Below are 18,480 nucleotides of genomic sequence, written 5' to 3' on the forward strand. Positions count from 1 at the left end.
CCTAGGCAGCTGGCGTAAAATATGCCAGCTGCCTTTACTAATTGGGTTATTGATTGTACAATTCAACTTGAGGGTTCTGTTTTTTACGCGGGTCTTTCCCACTAAACTGAACAATAAGCCCCAAGCAGCTTGGCTGGCTTGGAAATCAGATGAAGGAAGAGGAAAACAATGACAAAAGTACGTGTACGTTACGCGCCAAGTCCAACAGGACATTTACACATCGGGAATGCTCGGACGGCTTTATTCAATTATTTGTTTGCTCGTCACAATGACGGTGAATTTATTATCCGAATCGAAGACACCGATCAAAAAAGAAACATTGAAGATGGTGAAAAAAGCCAGCTTGAAAACTTGCAATGGTTAGGAATGGATTGGGACGAATCACCTGAAAATCCAGGAGAATACGGTCCGTATCGTCAATCAGAACGCGGCGATATCTACCAACCACTGATCGATCAATTGCTTGCAAGCAATCGTGCGTATAAGTGTTATTGTACGGAAGAAGAACTGGAAGCCGAACGTGAAGGCCAAAGAGCTCGTGGCGAAATGCCCCATTATGCAGGGAAATGTGCCAACTTAACACCAGAAGAGCAAGCCGAAAAAGAAGCACAAGGCTTGAAACCAGTGATTCGTTTCCGTGTCTCTCGCAATACTGAATACAAATTCCACGACATGGTCAAAGGCGAGATCGTTTTTGAATCAGATAATGTCGGTGGCGATTTTGTCATCCAAAAACGTGACGGTATGCCGACTTACAACTTTGCAGTAGCAGTCGATGACCATCATATGAAAATCACCCATGTGCTGCGTGGAGATGACCACATCGCCAACACACCAAAACAGTTGATGATCTATGAAGCATTTGGCTGGCAAGCACCAGAATTCGGGCATATGACGTTGATCATCAATAGCGAAACCGGGAAAAAATTAAGCAAACGGGACGAATCGATTCTCCAATTCATCGAGCAATACCGTGAGTTGGGTTATCTACCAGACGCTATGTTCAACTTCATTGCACTTTTAGGCTGGTCACCAGTAGGGGAAGAAGAAATCTTCTCTCAAGAAGAATTGATCAAAATCTTTGATCCTGAACGGTTGAGCAAATCACCAGCTGCCTTCGATGCCAAGAAGTTGGAATGGGTCAATAACCAATACATGAAACAAATGGATCTGGATGAATTGACGGCAATGTGCGTCCCTTACTTGGTAAAAGCCGGTCGCATCGAAGAAACATTGACCGAAGAAAAAGCTGCCTGGTTGAAAAAAATCGTTTCCCTGTATCAACCGCAAATGAGTTTTGCGGCACAAATCGTCGACCTTTCGGAATTGTTCTTCGAAGAACACCCTGAATTAGATGATGCAGCCAAAGAAGTCTTAGCAGGAGAAACTGTACCGACGGTTTTGACAGCCTTTAAAGAAAAATTACAGGCGATGCCAGTCGTTGAGGCTGCGGCAGTCAAAGCAGCCATCAAAGAGATCCAAAAAGAAACAGGCATCAAAGGCAAGAATTTATTCATGCCGATCCGCGTGGCGGTCTCAGGCCAAACCCACGGACCAGAACTACCAGATACCGTTGAATTATTAGGGAAAGAAAAAGCCCTTGATCATTTGAATAACGTGTTATAAACACAGCGAATAGACGAAGTACTAGCCGATTTTTTTCAGAGAGACCACGGAAGGTGAGAGTGGTCAAAAAAGGCTAGGAAATGCACCTAGGAGTGGCTTTGGCGCAAGTCAAAGACGAAGCAGCGGACGTTACCCGCTTGAAGGCAGTGCCGAACTGCGAACAAAAGTGGGACCACGCAAAAAAGCGTCTTTTGAATAAGGAAACTTATTTGAAAGACGCTTTTTTCGTATCAAGAAGTTTGGATAAAGTAGGTGAGAAGATGACTTGGTTCAAAAAAGCAATTGCGGCAACAAAAAAACATGATCCATCGGTACGATCAACGTTGGAGATCATCATCACATACCCAGGATTTCATGCCTTGTTTTGGCATCGTTGGTCGCATTTTTTGTTTCAGCATCGCTGGTATTTTTTGGCAAAACTGACGGCCCAGTTTTGGCGTTTCTTGACTGGGATCGAGATTCATCCTGGTGCGCAGATCGGCCAAGGGGTCTTTATCGATCATGGGATGGGCGTCGTGATCGGGGAAACGGCGATCATTGAAGATGATGTCGTCTTGTTTCACGGGGTCACCTTAGGGGGAACCGGTAAAGAGCGGGGCAAGCGTCATCCCACGGTCAAAACCGGTGCGTTTCTCTCAGCCCATGCGCAGATCTTAGGCCCTGTCACGATCGGTGAGCGTGCAAAGATCGGCGCCAATGCAGTGGTTTTGAAGGATATCCCCGCAGAAGCAACTGCTGTCGGAATCCCAGCAAAGATCGTTCGAATCAAAGGAAAGAAGGTTACCCACGATGATTAAAATCTATAATACGCTGACACGAGAAAAAGAAGTGTTTCAGCCATTAGAAGAAAAAAAAGTAAAAATGTATGTTTGCGGACCCACCGTCTATAACTACATCCATATCGGGAATGGCCGCAGTACTGTGTCGTTTGATACCGTGCGCCGTTATTTTGAATACCGCGGCTATACAGTGGACTATTTGATGAATTTTACCGATGTCGATGATAAAATCATTCGTGCGGCAAAAGAATTAGGCACGACGGCCCCAGAAGTGGCAGAGCGTTTTATCAACGCCTTCAATGAAGATACCGCAGCGCTGAACGTCAAACCTGCTACGATGAATCCTCGTGTGATGGATCATATCGAAGACATCATTGCCTTTATTGCTGCTCTTGTAGAAAAAGGCTATGCCTATCCAGTCAATGGCGATGTTTATTACCGTACCCGTAAATTTGCTCACTATGGGCAATTAAGCGACCAATCCATCGATGAGCTGGAAGTCGGCGCAAGCCAGCGGACCGGTGAAGAACAAAAAATCAAGGAAGATCCGTTGGATTTTGCTTTGTGGAAAGCGGCAAAAGGCGATGAGATCGCTTGGGAATCTCCTTGGGGAGCCGGTCGTCCTGGCTGGCATATCGAATGCTCGGTGATGGCTACCAAACACCTAGGCGAGACCATCGATATTCATGGAGGCGGACAAGACTTGACCTTCCCGCATCATGAAAATGAGATCGCCCAAAGCGAGGCGAAAACTGGCAAGACCTTTGCCAACTATTGGATGCATAACGGCTATGTGACGATCGGTGAAGACGAAGAAAAAATGAGTAAGTCACTGGGCAACTTCGTCACAGTGCATGAGATGGTCAAAAAAGTTGATCCGCAGGTGCTGCGTTTCTTTTTGGCAACGACCCAGTACCGCCGACCAATCAAATACAGTGAGACTACCTTGCATGAAGCACAAACCAACCTGCAAAAATTGCGGACGACTTATGAAAATGCCAAATTCCGCTTGAATAGCAGTCATTATCAAGCCAGCGATGAGGAAATCCATGCAGCGGTTCTGGAAGAATTTGAAGAACGTTTCGTCAAAGAAATGGACGACGATTTCAATGCGGCTAACGGGATCACTGTGGTCTATGAATTGGCGAAGTGGCTGAACTTAGCTAGCGAAGACCCAGAAACAGATTTGGCTTTATTAGCCGCTGGATTAGCCAAATTCAGCGAATGGCTGACGATTTTCGGGATTTATTTTGTATCCGAAGAATTGCTGGATGAAGAAATCGAACAGCTAATCAATGAACGGATCGCCGCCCGCAAAGCCAAAGATTTTGCCCGCAGCGACCAAATCCGTGATGAGTTGAAAGAACAAGGGATCATCTTAGAAGATACCCCGCAAGGAACCCGATGGAGACGAGAAGCATGAGAGATTATAAACAATTGAATGGTTTGGCATTGGCCTATGTGGGGGATGCGGTCTATGAAGTCTATATTCGCGATTATTTAGTCGCCCAAGGCCAAACCCGCCCGAACCAACTGCACCATATGGCGACCCACTATGTGTCGGCCAAAGCCCAAGCGGCATTGATCCAAAAGATGTTGGATGAAGAGATCCTGACCGAAGAAGAACATGATTTTTACCGCCGCGGCCGCAATAGTAAAAGCCATACGGGCGCCAAAAATGCCGATGTCACGACGTATCGTATCGCTACTGGCTTTGAATCGCTGATCGGGTATTTGCACCTCACGCAGCAACAAGAACGCTTAGACGAGCTAATAGACTGGTGTATAAAGAAAGTAGGAGAAGAAGATGCGAGAAAAACCGCAAAGAAAGCGTCCAAATAAAAAAACAGCTGGCCGATCAGAAGCCAGACAAGAAAATAAACCGGATCGCCGCAAAGAAGCCGCTGGAGAAGCCATCGAAGATAATTTTGTCTTCGGCTATCATGCGGTTGCTGAAGCCTTGAAAGAAGGGCGAGGCAACAAGCTGTTTCTTTCCGAAGAAGCACGGGGAGAAAAAATCGATCGTTTGAAAGAAATGGCGCGGGAACAGGCAGTTCCAGTCAAATGGGTGCCAAAACAAAAGCTGGATACGATGAGTGACCAAGGGGTCCATCAAGGCATGATCTTGGCGATCACCCCTTATCAGTATTTGACCTTGGATGAATTGTTGGCCCAAACGAAAGAACAGCCGCTGTATCTGATTTTAGATAATCTAGAAGATCCCCATAATTTCGGCTCCATCATGCGAACCGCTGATGCCAGCGGCGTAGACGGGATCATCATTCCAAAACACCGTGCGGTGGGGATCACGCCAATCGTGGTGAAAACGTCGACCGGCGCAGTGGAACATATCCCTGTGGCCCGCGTGACCAACTTGACCCAAGCAGTCCAGCAACTGAAAAAAGCTGGTTTTTGGATCTTCGGTACGGATATGAGTGGCAGTGATTACCGCACATGGAATGCCCAAGGGGCGGTCGGTTTGATCATCGGCAACGAAGGTCGCGGAATGGGGGAAGGTTTGAAAAAAGAAGTGGATCAAATGCTGACGATCCCAATGACTGGGCACGTGCAGAGCTTGAATGCCAGTGTGGCGGCAGGTTTGTTGATGTATCAGGCCTTTACTAGCCGAAATGGGGCGTCCCAATGAAAACCCCTTTGCTGATCGTGGATGGCTACAATATGATTGGCGCTTGGCCGGAGCTGGTTCTTTTGAAAAATCAGGACCGTTTAGAAGATGCCCGAGAAGCCTTACTGAATCGGCTGTCGAATTATGCAAAATATGAAGGGTTGAAAATCATCGTTGTTTTTGATGCCCAACTGGTGCCTGGTGTGACCCAAAGTTACACCAAATATCAGCTGGAAGTTATTTTTACCGAAGAAGGAGAGACCGCCGACAGCTACATCGAACGAATCGCTGGTGAATTAAACAATCGATTGACCCAAGTCACCGTCGCTACCAGCGATTTAGCCGAACAGTGGGTGATCTTCTCTCAAGGTGCTTTGCGAACTTCGGCACGGGAATTGTACAAAAGCGTGGAAAAAACAGAAAAAGACATCCACGAGCATCAAACCGACTTGCGGTTTGAAAATTTCCGACGCAATTCCCCTTGGTCACCTGAACAATTAGCCGAACTTGAAAAGAAATTGCAAGACCTTAGTTAGGGACAAAGTTGGTCTGGTAAATTAGAAGATGTCCAAGCCATTTATGATACGCTCCTTTTGTAGCAAATGAAGCAAAAACAAAAGGAGTGATCTCGATGCGCACAAAGGAAAGACAAGTATCGCACCGTTCAGATAGATTTGAAGAGTTGTTCAGAAAATATCGACCGATCGTTGAGATTTTGCATAAAAAGTATTATCTGCGGGATTATGACTTAGACGATTGGCTGCAAGAAGGCAGGATCGTTTTTAATAAGTGTCTAAAGACTTACGATAAGGACAAAGGAACGACGATCGGTATCTTGTTTAAGCGTTCCTTTGAGAACCGTATCTGCAGCCTGTTGCGGGCGCAGCATGCCCAAAAACGCAAAGCCCAGGTCGATGCCTGCTCGCTGGAAGAAAAGCTTTTACAAGAAGGCAATCGGTTTTTGACCGATCATAATCGCTGTGCGGAAACTGCAGAGACCTACTTGTTCGTTAATGAATCGTTGGCAGAGTATCCGAAAAGTTTATCGTCTTTAGAACGAATGGTTATAATGAATTATTTAAAAGGATTAGAACTTGATCAGATTGCCGCTCAAGAAAAGCTGCCTTATGAAAAAATAAAAAGCGCTTTCAGTCGCGGTCGGACAAAGTTGATAGCGCTTATCAAGGGTGTTTAACAAAAATCTTATTGAAAGTAGAATTATTTTATGGTAAACTTGAAATTTTCTGCTTTTCGTGGTATGATGATGCTCGAGGTGAATGCGATGCCAACAACTTTAGCTACGATCAAGAAAGATTTAGAAGGCCGTATCGGTAGTGAGATTATGCTAGTTGCTCAGACTGGACGTAAGCGTCAAACTGAACGTCGCGGCGTTTTGACAGAAACTTATCCTTCAGTTTTTGTTGTAGATTTGGATCCAAATGAGAATTCATTCGAGCGGGTTTCTTATAGTTATTCAGATATTTTAACTAGAACTGTTGAGATTGAATTTTTATCAGAAGCTGTTTGAAACAAGAAGAGTTGACACTTTGTTGACTCTTTTTTGGTTCAATAAGATAAGGAGTGATGGGATGGCGTTTTTTCTAAAAGAGTTAGGGGAAATGACTGGGGTGGAGTTTTATCAGCTTGCCCGTTTGCGTACAGCGGTTTTTGTGGTGGAACAAGCGTGTGCGTATCAAGAGATCGATGCGATCGATGCACAAGCTAAACATTTATGGGCCCTTGATGAGGAAGGGCAGATCGTTTCGTACGCCCGTATTTTCCAGCAGGAACAAACGGTGCATTTTGGTCGGGTCATTGTGGCACCAGCATACCGGGGGCAAAAAGAAGGCCATCGTCTGATCAAAGAAGTTTTGCATCGCATTGAGCAGTGTTATCCAGCTTTGCCTATTGAGATCGAAGCACAAGCCCACTTAGAAAAATTCTACGGCCAGTATGGCTTTAAAACCATTACACCGCCTTTTTATGAAGACGGGATCCTGCATGTCGGGATGAAAAAAGAAGCAAGCACAGCGACTCTCTAGCGAGGTTCGCGTGCTTGCTTCTTTTAGCGCTATGATTGATGGATCGGATGAATCCGAATCGCTTCTTTCGACCTTATTGACTAAGAGCCGTTTTTTTATCGGATCGTATCATCCAATGATGTTGGACGTGGATCAACAGTGTTGGCAGGAGGCGTTTGCGCTTTTAGAAGGTCACGAATCTCTTCTAAATAATCCTCTGCAGTGACTTCTGGTACTTCTTCTTCCTCAGGTTGTTGTTTCAGATTGCGTAGTTTGTTGACTGCTTTGACAATCAAGAACAAGACAAATGCGGTAATCAAGAACGTAATAATGGCAGTAATTACGCGGCCGAAATCAAAGACCACATTTTTGGCTGGTTCAAAGACCAAGCCAGAAAAGGCATCTGCGTTACCAAAGAGTGATAAGATCCATGAAACCAATGGTGTCAGCAATCCTTCAACTAAACTAGTGACGATTGCGGTGAAGGCACTCCCGATCACGACCCCGATCGCCAAGTCAATGACGTTTCCTCGTAAAATAAATTCTTTAAATTCTTTAATCATCCTGTATCCTCCCTTCTAAATCTTACTGACAGTATAGCGAAAAACGCGGGATTTATAAAAAAAAACGCTCGCTGCAGCAGGTTTGATCAGCGAGCCGAGGAGAAAGTTTGTCAGCTATGCTATAATTGAAGAGATAATTTTGCTTCTAGAAGGGGTGTCACATGTCTATTGAATTAAAAAAAGGTGTTCGGTTAACGGTGCTACCGACCAAAAAGTATAAAACGATCCGTTTTTTCGTTCGGTTTACTGCACCATTGCAGGCTGAAATGACCGCCAAACGGACCTTATTGACCAGTTTATTAGAAACGACTAGTTTGGCTTATCCGACACAGACCGCATTTAGCAGTCAGCTGGCAGAGCTTTACGGTGCCAGCTTTGGTATGAATGTCAACAAACGGGGCAATCTGCATCAAATCAATGCAGCGATGTCCTTTGTCAACGGGAAGTACGTGTCAGATGAAGCAGTATTGCCGCAAGCAGCCGCTTTTTTAGCAGAAGTTTTGTTCCATCCGAATGCCCACGAGGAACAGTTTGAAGAAAAGAACTTCACCATCGAAAAGCACAACTTGATCGCCTATATGAACAGCGTGGCAGAAGATAAGCAAGCATTGGCTTCTTTAGGGCTGCAAGAGTTGTATTTCGAAAACGATCAGAATCAGAAGTATCCGAGCTTTGGCCGTCCCCAAGACTTAGAAGCTGTGACCGCAAAAGAGCTTTACCAAACCTATCGCTCAATGATGGACAATGATCAAATCGATCTTTTCGTGATCGGCGATGTGGTTGAAGCAGAAGTTGCGGCGCTCTTCCAAAACATGGCCTTTACCGATCGGCCAGACCAAGCAATGCCGGTCTTTTATCAGCAAGCGGCGGAAAATATCATTCGCGAGAAAATCTTGCGGGAACCAATCATCCAAGCCAAATTGAACTTAGGCTATCATACTGGCGTGTATTATGACCAAGCCGAGCGGATCGCCTTTATGGTCTTCAACGGGTTGTTTGGCGGATTCCCTCATTCAAAACTGTTTATGAATGTCCGAGAGAAAGAAAGTTTGGCGTATTATGCTTCTAGCAGTATCGATACGTTTCGTGGGTATTTGTCGGTCCAAACGGGGATCGATGGCAAAAACCGCGATAAGGTCTTCAAATTGATCGAACAGCAGCTGCAAAGCTTGCAGCGTGGCGAAGTCACCGCGGAAGAACTGGCACAAACAAAAGCGATGTTGAAAAACCAGTACTTGCTTTCATTGGATAACCCACAAGCACTGATCGAAACAGCCTATCTGAATCAGTGGGTACCGAATACGAAAATGACGGAAGATGAATTTATGCAGAAATTGGCACAAGTGACCGTGGCTGATGTCCAAGCATTGGCTCAAAACGTGTCCTTGCAAGCTGTATTCTTCCTGGATAAGGAGACGACCCATGAATAAAAAAGTCTATCAGCAAATCAATGAGACCCTTTATGAAGAAGTATTGCCAAACGGCTTGAAAGTTTATTTGCTGCCAAAAGCCGATTTCCATAAAACTTACGGACTTTTCAGTACGAACTATGGCTCTGTCGACAATCATTTCGGGTTTTCACCCGAAGCATTGCATCAAGTTCCTGATGGCATTGCCCATTTTCTAGAGCACAAACTGTTTGAAAAAGAAGACGGCGATGTCTTTCAAACCTTTGGTCAGCAGGGGGCTTCTGCCAATGCCTTTACCAGTTTCACGAAAACCAGCTACCTTTTTTCGGCAACCGATCAAATCAAGCTGAACCTTGAAACGTTGATCGATTTCGTTCAAGCCCCGTATTTCACAGAAGAAACCGTCGAAAAAGAAAAAGGGATCATTGGTCAAGAAATCCAAATGTATGATGACGATCCAAACTGGCAGCAGTTTTTCGGTATCATCAAAAATCTGTATCCGAAGCACCCCTTGCATATCGATATCGCTGGTACGGTGGAAAGCATTGCGCAGATCACCGCTGAAGACTTGTATCTTTGCTACAATACCTTCTATCACCCAAGCAACATGACGCTTTTTGTGGTAGGCAATATCGATCCTGAAGAAACGATGGCGTGGATTCGGACCAATCAAGCGGCCAAGACCTTTCCAGAAACGCAGGCGATCATTCGCCAGTTTCCTGAAGAAACCTTTGCCGATATTCAAGCAGAATCAAGTCTTACCATGCCAGTAACACGTGCCAAAGGCGTATTAGGGATCAAAGGGGACTTGAACAAACTGCCGAAATCAGGAAGAGAGCTCTTGCGCTTCAAAAATGCGTTGAATCTTTTCTGCCAATTGGTGTTAGGCAATACTTCCGCCAATTATTTGCGTTTGTATGATCAAGGCATCATCGACGACACATTTGGGTTTGAAGTGAACTTGGATCGCGGCTTTTACTTTGCCGACTTCTCGGGAGATTCTGAAGAGCCAGAAAAAATGTTGGCAGAGATCGAAGCGATCGTAATGAATTTTCAGCAAGATCCAGAGATCAATGAAGAAAACTTGACGTTATTGAAGAAGAAAATGCTAGGAAAATATTTCCAATCACTGAACTCACTGGAGTTTATCGCAAACCAGTTTACCCAAAGTTTATTCGGTGAAACGACGCTCTTTGATCTGCCAGAGGTGATCCAATCGATCACTTTGGAAGATGTCCAGCAAGCGGCTCGTTCCTTTATCGATCCTAAAGCGTTTAGTCGTTTTTACATGTATCCAACGGAAAAAGCCTAAGCGAAGGCTGGTTTTGTCAAACAGCTATCATCTAAGCGACACTGACTGATTCAAGGAGGAACGCCCAACAGAACAAGGGCTGGCCAACTCCTGAGTCATTCAGTGTTTTCTTTTTGCGTCAAAGGGTGGTTTTTTCTTGCAATTTGATGCCAATTTGGCGAAAAGTATTAAAATTTGTTTGCGAGTTGTGGTTAGGCTATCCTCAGACTTTTTCTTTTATGGTATTCTTTAATTATTGAAGCAAAATCTTTTTTTGTTTTTTTACAAAAAATCACGGAAAAAATGTTATATTTAGTAGACGGCGCGCTCAGATGGCAATCGGCGTGACGGAGTTTTTTTTATTGACGTATACAGGGAACCCCTGTTTTAAAATGATAGAGCAGCTTTGCTGACCTTACGACAAGCAGCGAAGCGATTTTAGGGCTTTTTTTAAAGATGAATAAAAGACTGGAGTAGATGATCGAGTGGCCAACGAAACAACGATTGGAGCAAAATTACGGCAAGCCCGTTTAGATAAAAACATTTCATTGATTGAATTACAACAAATGACAAAGATCCAAAAACGCTATTTAGAAGCAATTGAAGCAGAGCGTTTTGATCAATTGCCAGGCACTTTTTATGTCCGTGCGTTTATTCGCCAATATGCAGCAGCGGTTGGAGAAGACGGCGACAAATTGGTAGCCGTTTTTGATGGCAAAGATACGTTAGACGCCCCCTTACCAAAAAGACCGCAGCCTGAAACCGTCAGCGGCTCACGAAAAGCACAGCACGTAGAAGAAAAAAGCGGCTCATTTGTCGTCCGCTATTTGCCGATGATTCTATTAGGCCTGGTGGCCATTACGATCGTGAGTATCGTGGGCTACATGGCTTGGCAAGACCGGAATACAACGCCGATGATCCAAGGAAGCTCTTCTCTTGTGGTAGAAAATTCAGCGTCTACCGCTTCCACCACGTCAAGTACGGAAGAAACCAGTACCTCCAGTGAAGCGACTGAGTCCTCAAGTACGACGGAATCCAGCGAAGCGAAAATGACGATGACTGCCAGTGATTCGACGCAATCGTCGATCACGATCACGATGAAAGATGCGGAAAATCCTATTGAATTAGCATTTACTGGGCTAGATGCTTCTTGTTGGGTCGGTGTACAAGTCGACAACGCTTATGTGTACCAATACACTGTTCAAGCGGGAGAAACGCAATCGATGACGCTGCCAGAAGGCGCCACGAATGCGACCTTGACCCTGGGCGCAAGTCAAAATATCTCCATCACTGCCAATGGTCAGGAAGTGGACTTTTCTGACCCGCAATTTGAATTGTTACAAAAGACAGTCCGCCTCGTGATTGAATACCAAGACGATGCGGCATAAATCTGACAAATGCGCCTTATTGAGGTATCATTAGCTAAAAAGTTATCTGTTGCATCCGACCATTGAAAAGCAGAAGTAGTGGCATGATTTGCCGTTATTTCGTACAATAGTCGGCAGAGAGGAGTCTATTTCGTGAATTTACCCAATCAATTAACTGTATTACGGATCATTATGATCCCCATCTTTATTTTGGTCTTGGTTTTGCCAATCGATCTTGGCACGCTGACCGTTGGTACGACACAATTAGAAAACACGCACCTTATTGCAGCGATCCTTTTTGCGGCAGCCAGCATTACAGACTGGCTAGATGGCAAGATCGCTCGTTCCAGAGGCCTTGTTACCAACTTCGGGAAGTTTGCTGACCCGTTAGCAGATAAAATGCTCGTCATGACGGCTTTTATCATGCTGGTTGAATTAGACAAAGCCCCAGGCTGGGTAGTTTCGATCATCGTTTGCCGCGAGTTGGCAGTGACAGGTTTACGCTTGTTGTTAGTGGAACAAAGCGGGGAAGTCATGGCTGCTGCGTGGCCAGGGAAAATCAAAACCGCGACACAAATGGTTGCGATCATTTTCTTGTTCTTGAACAACATTCCCTTTTCAATGATCGGTTTGCCTATCGATCAAATCATGTTGTATCTATGTTTGATCTTCACGATCTATTCCGGGGTCGATTATTTCATAAAAAATACGAATGTTTTTAAAGATTCTATGTAAAATTTCTAGATCTAGATAAAGAAGCGATAAAAACAAGGATACAAGTCACGAAAGTTCAGAAGTTTTCTGGACTTTTTTTGTCAATATGAAAGACTTTTACGTATCTGATAAATGAAGGAGTAAACGAATGAAAGCAGAAATTATTGCAGTCGGGACCGAATTACTTTTAGGACAGGTGGTGAATACGAACGCGACCTTCTTGTCGGAAGAACTGGCAAGTCTTGGGATCGATGTTTTTTATCATAGTGTTGTCGGGGACAACCCCAATCGCTTAGAAGAATTGCTGACGATCGCCGACAAACGCAGCGACTTGATCGTATTGTGCGGCGGCTTAGGGCCCACCGACGATGACTTGACGAAACAAGTCACTGCCCGTCATGTGGGACAAGAGTTAGTCAGAGATGAACCAGGTTATCACCAATTGAAAGCCTTCTTTGAAAATAGTCAACGGAGGATGACGGAAAACAATTTGCGGCAGACCCTCGTTTTTAAGGACGGTGTGTCTTTGCCAAATCCCAATGGACTAGCGATCGGGATCTTTTATCAGACAGCCGCTACCAGTTATTTGCTGCTGCCAGGACCACCAAGTGAACTACAGGCGATGTTTCTTACCCACGCAAAACCACTTCTGTTAGAGCAGTTTCCCCAAGAAGAGGTCTTGCTTTCTCGCGTTTTGCGCTATTACGGGATCGGGGAATCGGCATTGGTCACAGAATTGGCCGATTTGATCGAGAATCAAGTCAATCCCACCATCGCTCCTTATGCCAAACCCAATGAGGTCACGCTGCGTCTGACGGTCAAAACCGCAGACGAGGCGCAAGGGATCAAACAATTGGATGCGTTAGAAGAAACCGTCCAAGCACGGGTCGGTGCGTATTTCTATGGGTATGGGGAACAAAATTCGCTGGCAGAAACAGTCGTCGAGCGACTGATCGAGAAAAAGAAAACCGTCACCGCAGCGGAAAGTTTGACCGCTGGTTTGTTCCAAGCGACCCTAGGAGGGATTCCTGGCGTCTCTGAGGTGTTTCCCGGTGGGTTCGTGACATATTCTGCTGCAACAAAAAGCAAGCTCTTAGGCATCGATCCAGGGCTTTTGGAAAGTTATGGAACTGTTAGCCAGGAATGTGCAGAAGCAATGGCCGTCTATGCCCGCAAACAAGCCGAGACTGATTATGCGGTGGCGTTTACTGGTGTTGCTGGTCCAGACGAGTTAGAAGGTCAGCCTAAAGGCACCGTTTGGATCGCCTTAGCTTCTGACAAAGGCGTCTCGAGCCAGCTGTATCACTTCAACCGCGACCGCGCCTATATTCGGCATAGTGCCGTCATGGCGGGCTTAAATCAAATACGTAAGGAATTATTAAATTAATGCGAATGTTTGTTCGTTTTTTCTTGCAATTTCCCGTCAGAAGGACTATTATTATCTTATGAACGACACACGAAAGTGATGAATATAAGGAGGATTATCCGTTTGGCAGATGATCGTAAAGCAGCCTTAGATGCTGCACTAAAGAAGATTGAAAAGAACTATGGTAAAGGTGCCATCATGAAGCTTGGCGAAAAAGTTGATCAACAAATTTCAACGATCCCAAGTGGTTCATTGGCCTTGGATGTTGCATTAGGTGTAGGTGGTTACCCACGAGGACGGATCGTAGAAGTTTACGGCCCAGAAAGTTCTGGTAAAACGACAGTTGCTTTACATGCCATTGCGGAAGTCCAAAAAAATGGCGGAACAGCAGCATTTATCGATGCCGAACATGCGTTAGATCCTCAATATGCGCAAAAATTAGGCGTAAATATCGATGATCTTTTGTTATCACAACCAGATACAGGGGAACAAGGATTAGAGATCGCTGACGCCTTAGTTTCAAGTGGTGCGGTTGATATCGTGGTCATTGACTCGGTAGCAGCTTTAGTCCCACGGGCGGAGATCGACGGTGAAATGGGTGATACCCACGTTGGTTTGCAAGCTCGTTTGATGTCACAAGCATTACGGAAACTTTCTGGTTCCATCAACAAAACGAAAACGATCGCGATCTTTATCAACCAAATTCGGGAAAAAGTTGGGATCATGTTTGGGAATCCAGAAACGACGCCTGGTGGTCGTGCGTTGAAATTCTATTCAACCATCCGTTTGGAAGTACGTCGTGCTGAGCAATTGAAATCCGGTACAGATATCATCGGGAACCGCACGAAGATCAAAGTAGTCAAAAACAAAGTAGCGCCACCATTTAAAGTAGCAGAAGTCGACATGATGTATGGTCAAGGGATTTCCCAAGAAGGTGAATTGCTGGATATGGCCGTGGAACAAGACATCGTCGATAAAAGCGGTGCGTGGTATGCCTATAAAGGGGATCGTATCGGTCAAGGTCGTGAAAACGCCAAAAACTACATGCGTGAACACCAAGAAATGATGCTAGAAGTTTCTGCTCGCGTCCGCGATGCTTACGGGATTGGAACAGGAGAGACCGTAACCCTTGAGGAAGCGCAAGAAGAATTACCATTAGACGACTAAGTCTTGAAAAAGCCAAACAACCTCGTTGTTTGGCTTTTTTGTGGTTTTTTGCTAGATTCGTCCATTGTTGAAAAAACATCCGTAAAAAGGAAGGGTTGCGAAAGTTTACTTTATTATTTAAAGTTGACACTCTTGGGTTCAAACATTAGAATAAACGTATGTGGATTTCCACATAAGAAGTAGCGAATTGATAATTTTGTTATCCTTTGTTAATCAAAATTACAAAATATTTAAAAAGATAGTATGGAGGTGGATTCATTGGAACTACTTTACATTCTCCTCGCTATCATCGGTTTAATTGTCGGTCTTGGATTAGGAGTTTATGTGACGAAATCTCGTCATGAGAAAGAAATCAACGGCGCCCAAAATTCTGCAGCTGGAATTATCGAAAGCGCTAAGAAAGAAGCAGAAACTCTTAAAAAAGAAGCATTGTTAGAAGCTAAGGAAGAAAATCAGAAGTATCGGTCAGAGATTGAAAGTGAGTTGAAAGAAAGCAAACTTGATTTAAAATCACAAGAAAATCGTTTACTCCAAAGAGAACAAGTACTTGATCGTAAGGACGATTCTTTGGAAAAACGAGAACGCTCACTTGAAGATAAAGAAGGCAGACTTAGTGAGAAACAACAATTAATTGACGAGCGAGAAAAAGAAGTAGAAAACTTAATCGATGGACAACAGAAAGAATTAGAGCGCATCGCTGCGCTGTCTAGAGATGAAGCAAAAGAGTTGATCATGAAATCAACGGAAGAGGAATTGAACCATGAATTAACGATCATGGTCAAAGAATCTGAACAGCGTGCGAAGGAAGAAGCAGATCGAAAAGCAAAAAATCTCTTGTCCTTAGCAATCCAACGTTGTGCCGCAGACCAAGTGTCTGAAACCACGGTATCGGTCGTATCATTACCAAACGATGAGATGAAAGGTCGAATCATCGGAAGAGAAGGTCGGAACATTCGCACCCTTGAAACCTTGACAGGGATCGATTTGATCATCGATGACACGCCAGAAGCAGTCGTCTTATCAGGATTTGATCCGATTCGCCGTGAAATTGCTCGTATGACCCTTGAAAAACTGATTCAAGACGGCCGGATCCATCCAGCCCGAATTGAAGAAATGGTCGAAAAATCTAGGAAAGAAATGGATGAGCATATTCGTGAATATGGGGAACAAGCAGCCTTTGAAGTCGGCGCCCACACCCTTCATCCAGACTTGATCAAGATTTTAGGTCGTTTGCGTTTCCGTACCAGCTACGGACAAAACGTCTTGAACCACTCGATCGAAGTCGCAAAACTAACCGGTGTTCTTGCCGCAGAATTAGGCGAAGATATCCAGTTAGCCAAACGTGCTGGACTCTTGCATGATATCGGGAAAGCCCTTGACCATGAAATCGAAGGCTCTCACGTTGAGATCGGGGCTGAGTTAGCTGCCAAATACAAAGAAAATGGTGTGGTGATCAATGCGATCGCTTCTCACCATGGAGATGTTGAAGCAACATCGGTTATCTCTGTTTTAGTTGCAGCCGCAGATGCCTTGTCAGCAGCCCGTCCAGGTGCCCGCAGCGAATCATTGGAAAATTATATTCGCCGCTTGCAAAATCTAGAAAATATCGCCAACGGCTTCAAAGGGGTCGATTCCAGTTTTGCAGTCCAAGCCGGACGTGAAGTCCGTGTAATGGTCAAACCAGAAGAGATTTCTGATTTGGATGCTGTACGATTGGTTCGCGACATCCGCAAGAAGATCGAAGACGATTTGGATTACCCAGGTCATATCAAGGTAACCGTTATTCGCGAGACTCGCGCAACGGATTACGCCAAATAGCAAGCAAAAGCAGTATCCTCTCAGAGGGTACTGCTTTTTTGTGTAGCTGATTGTTAATAAGAACGGCTGAGTTTTGCAAAATCAACTCTATTTCATCAGTCCCATAAATGATCGTGCCTTTTTTATTCGCCGGCAATAGAACAACGAGCAAGCAAAAGGATGGCTCGATAGCGACAGAGGCGAAAAATGGGAGGATCGATCCAGTATTATCGAGTGGGAGGCTATTGAAAAACAAAACAGACCCAGACTTCTCGGGGAAGTCCAGGTCTGTTTCATGTGTTTCACGTCTATACGTCCATCAAATCTTGCGTCGGCGGGCAAAGTCCACAAAGCGGAATTTATCCAGTCGGTGGATCGATTCGGTGTATTCAAAACAGCGCGTGTCTTCTAGATACACGAGGCTGCGAACCGTAACGACATGCTGATCTTCAGGACGCAGATCCATTAGATCCCGCAATTCTTTGTTGACGGGGTCAACAGTGATTTCTTTTTGTGCATAAGCGATCTCAAGGCCAAGGTCATTTTCAAAGTAATCAAAAATCGATACTTTCGCTCGGTTTTCTGGCAACTCTTCGATGATAGAAGCATCAAGGTAATCTTTATCCAAAATCACCACTTCTCCATCGATTCTCCGCTGACGGATCAGTTTCCATGCCTCAGAGGCGACAGGCCAACCAGTAGTCTCGTGCAGCTTTGGCGAGACGGCGATCTTACGGATCTCGACAACCTTTGTTTCACTAGGAATGCGTTGGGTATCTTGCAGCTCTCGAAAACTCGTCAAGCCAGAAATCGGGAAATCAAAGCGATTCAAGTCTAAAACGATTGAACCTTTCCCTTGTTTCTTTTGGATATAACCAGCATCCCGCAATAAATTCAATGCCTTACGGACAGTCTCGCGGGAGACACCATAAGTTTTGATCAATTGGTTTTCGCTAGGCAGCAAAGAATGCGGAGGGTATTCGTTTGCTAGAATTTTTTGTTCTAAATCTAAAAATATTTCTTTGAACTTGTTCATCGGATTGCCCCCTCTTTGGCTATTATAGCGAGGCCAATTTGGAAATGCAATCGACTATTTCGCCAAAAGTTCGTCAATGTTTAGGTCCGTTAATTTTTCAACGATCACATCTGCACCGTGTAATTCTTCTCCTGAATAAACGCCTACCGCATACATACCAGCAGCTTTGATACCGTCGATCCCTGCTTGAGCATCTTCAAAGCCAACTGCTTCTGCCGGTTCAATGCCTAGTGCCAGCGCTGCTTGGATAAAGATTTCTGGATCTGGTTTGCCTTTTTTCAAGGTTGCTGGGTCAACGATCGTATCAAAGTCTTGCATGACCCCAAGTTTGTCCAAAATAAACGGTGCATTTTTGGATGCCGAAGCGATCGCACAAGGAATGTTTTTTGCTTTGGCTTCATCAAGGAATGTCTTTACCCCTGGCAATAGATCATCAGGAGTCAAGCTTTGTAATAATTGTACATAGTGGGTATTTTTCTTCGTCGCTAACGCTTCTTTTTCGACTTCTGTGTAGGCATCATTTTTGTTGCCTAGGGTTAAGATTCGCTCTAAAGAGTCCATGCGGCTGATGCCTTTTAACTGCTCGTTGAACTTCAAATCGATCTCAATCCCGATCTCCGCAGCTAATTCTTTCCATGCAATGTAGTGGTATTTGGCCGTATCCGTGATAACGCCGTCTAAATCAAAAACAAATCCTTTTTTCATGTGTAACACTCCT

At 44.7% G+C, this 18,480-nt stretch carries 19 protein-coding genes and 1 other annotated feature; of the genes, 16 read left to right on the plus strand and 3 right to left on the minus strand.

The annotated features are described in order from the left end of the window. Positions 1 to 168: 168 nt before the first annotated feature. The 9 genes from gltX (at position 169) to ACTW1R_RS00160 (ending at position 7,073) form a co-directional block, all read left to right on the plus strand. The gene (gltX, locus tag ACTW1R_RS00120) at positions 169 to 1,626 is read left to right on the plus strand and encodes a glutamate--tRNA ligase (protein WP_016608945.1); all 1,458 of its coding nucleotides are present in this window, start codon (positions 169 to 171) and stop codon (positions 1,624 to 1,626) included. After that, positions 1,623 to 1,821: a binding site (T-box leader), on the plus strand. Its footprint overlaps the gene before it by 4 nt. A gap of 65 nt (positions 1,822 to 1,886) precedes the next feature. After that, on the plus strand, positions 1,887 to 2,423 hold the full coding sequence (epsC, locus tag ACTW1R_RS00125) for a serine O-acetyltransferase EpsC (protein WP_026008130.1): 537 nt from the start codon (positions 1,887 to 1,889) through the stop codon (positions 2,421 to 2,423). Then, positions 2,416 to 3,828, plus strand: coding sequence for a cysteine--tRNA ligase (cysS, locus tag ACTW1R_RS00130; protein ID WP_016608947.1), 1,413 nt, complete (start codon positions 2,416 to 2,418; stop codon positions 3,826 to 3,828). The genes epsC and cysS overlap by 8 nt, the downstream gene beginning before the upstream one ends. After that, positions 3,825 to 4,247 (plus strand): Mini-ribonuclease 3, encoded by a 423-nt coding sequence (locus ACTW1R_RS00135; RefSeq protein WP_005226405.1) that lies wholly within the window; start codon positions 3,825 to 3,827, stop codon positions 4,245 to 4,247. Before cysS ends, ACTW1R_RS00135 begins: the two co-directional genes overlap by 4 nt. Next, positions 4,213 to 5,052, plus strand: a complete 840-nt coding sequence (gene rlmB, locus ACTW1R_RS00140) for a 23S rRNA (guanosine(2251)-2'-O)-methyltransferase RlmB (protein WP_005226411.1) — start codon at positions 4,213 to 4,215, stop codon at positions 5,050 to 5,052. The genes ACTW1R_RS00135 and rlmB overlap by 35 nt, the downstream gene beginning before the upstream one ends. Continuing rightward, a complete protein-coding gene (locus ACTW1R_RS00145; RefSeq protein WP_010748486.1) occupies positions 5,049 to 5,567 on the plus strand; it encodes an NYN domain-containing protein in 519 nt (172 codons plus the stop codon). Before rlmB ends, ACTW1R_RS00145 begins: the two co-directional genes overlap by 4 nt. A 95-nt stretch (positions 5,568 to 5,662) precedes the next feature. After that, the gene (locus tag ACTW1R_RS00150; protein WP_015508689.1) at positions 5,663 to 6,226 is read left to right on the plus strand and encodes a sigma-70 family RNA polymerase sigma factor; all 564 of its coding nucleotides are present in this window, start codon (positions 5,663 to 5,665) and stop codon (positions 6,224 to 6,226) included. 87 nt (positions 6,227 to 6,313) lie between these two features. After that, positions 6,314 to 6,559: a Veg family protein gene (locus ACTW1R_RS00155; RefSeq protein WP_005226417.1), complete on the plus strand. Its 246-nt coding sequence runs from the start codon at positions 6,314 to 6,316 to the stop codon at positions 6,557 to 6,559. A gap of 61 nt (positions 6,560 to 6,620) precedes the next feature. Continuing rightward, entirely contained in the window at positions 6,621 to 7,073 is a 453-nt protein-coding gene (locus ACTW1R_RS00160) for a GNAT family N-acetyltransferase (RefSeq protein WP_010748489.1), read from the plus strand. A 95-nt stretch (positions 7,074 to 7,168) separates the two neighbouring features. Here ACTW1R_RS00160 and mscL read toward each other — a convergent pair whose 3' ends face one another. Further along, complete coding sequence (gene mscL / locus ACTW1R_RS00165) at positions 7,169 to 7,615, minus strand: large conductance mechanosensitive channel protein MscL (protein WP_005226421.1); 447 nt, start codon at positions 7,613 to 7,615, stop codon at positions 7,169 to 7,171. A gap of 161 nt (positions 7,616 to 7,776) precedes the next feature. On the opposite strand from mscL, the gene yfmF reads away from it, so the two are divergent. The 7 genes from yfmF to rny all read left to right on the plus strand — a co-directional run bounded on the left by yfmF (position 7,777) and on the right by rny (position 16,747). Then, positions 7,777 to 9,045, plus strand: coding sequence for an EF-P 5-aminopentanol modification-associated protein YfmF (gene yfmF, locus ACTW1R_RS00170; RefSeq protein ID WP_060791695.1), 1,269 nt, complete (start codon positions 7,777 to 7,779; stop codon positions 9,043 to 9,045). Continuing rightward, a complete protein-coding gene (gene yfmH, locus ACTW1R_RS00175) occupies positions 9,038 to 10,336 on the plus strand; it encodes an EF-P 5-aminopentanol modification-associated protein YfmH (RefSeq protein WP_074934338.1) in 1,299 nt (432 codons plus the stop codon). Before yfmF ends, yfmH begins: the two co-directional genes overlap by 8 nt. 464 nt (positions 10,337 to 10,800) lie before the next feature. Beyond that, positions 10,801 to 11,703, plus strand: a complete 903-nt coding sequence (locus ACTW1R_RS00180; protein WP_016608952.1) for a helix-turn-helix domain-containing protein — start codon at positions 10,801 to 10,803, stop codon at positions 11,701 to 11,703. A gap of 132 nt (positions 11,704 to 11,835) precedes the next feature. Then, positions 11,836 to 12,417, plus strand: a complete 582-nt coding sequence (pgsA, locus tag ACTW1R_RS00185) for a CDP-diacylglycerol--glycerol-3-phosphate 3-phosphatidyltransferase (protein ID WP_005226440.1) — start codon at positions 11,836 to 11,838, stop codon at positions 12,415 to 12,417. Between the two features lie 127 nt (positions 12,418 to 12,544). Next, positions 12,545 to 13,783: a competence/damage-inducible protein A gene (locus ACTW1R_RS00190; protein ID WP_005226441.1), complete on the plus strand. Its 1,239-nt coding sequence runs from the start codon at positions 12,545 to 12,547 to the stop codon at positions 13,781 to 13,783. Positions 13,784 to 13,885: 102 nt separating this feature from the next. Then, complete coding sequence (gene recA / locus ACTW1R_RS00195) at positions 13,886 to 14,929, plus strand: recombinase RecA (protein ID WP_005226448.1); 1,044 nt, start codon at positions 13,886 to 13,888, stop codon at positions 14,927 to 14,929. A 243-nt stretch (positions 14,930 to 15,172) separates the two neighbouring features. Continuing rightward, positions 15,173 to 16,747, plus strand: coding sequence for a ribonuclease Y (rny, locus tag ACTW1R_RS00200; protein ID WP_005232891.1), 1,575 nt, complete (start codon positions 15,173 to 15,175; stop codon positions 16,745 to 16,747). Between the two features lie 298 nt (positions 16,748 to 17,045). Here rny and treR read toward each other — a convergent pair whose 3' ends face one another. Both treR and pgmB read right to left on the minus strand, forming a co-directional pair. After that, positions 17,046 to 17,762 (minus strand): trehalose operon repressor, encoded by a 717-nt coding sequence (gene treR / locus ACTW1R_RS00205; protein WP_005226457.1) that lies wholly within the window; start codon positions 17,760 to 17,762, stop codon positions 17,046 to 17,048. Positions 17,763 to 17,816: 54 nt separating this feature from the next. Then, positions 17,817 to 18,467, minus strand: coding sequence for a beta-phosphoglucomutase (pgmB, locus tag ACTW1R_RS00210; protein ID WP_005232889.1), 651 nt, complete (start codon positions 18,465 to 18,467; stop codon positions 17,817 to 17,819). Between the last annotated feature and the right edge of the window lie 13 nt (positions 18,468 to 18,480).

This window comes from Enterococcus sp. R12, assembly GCF_058135755.1.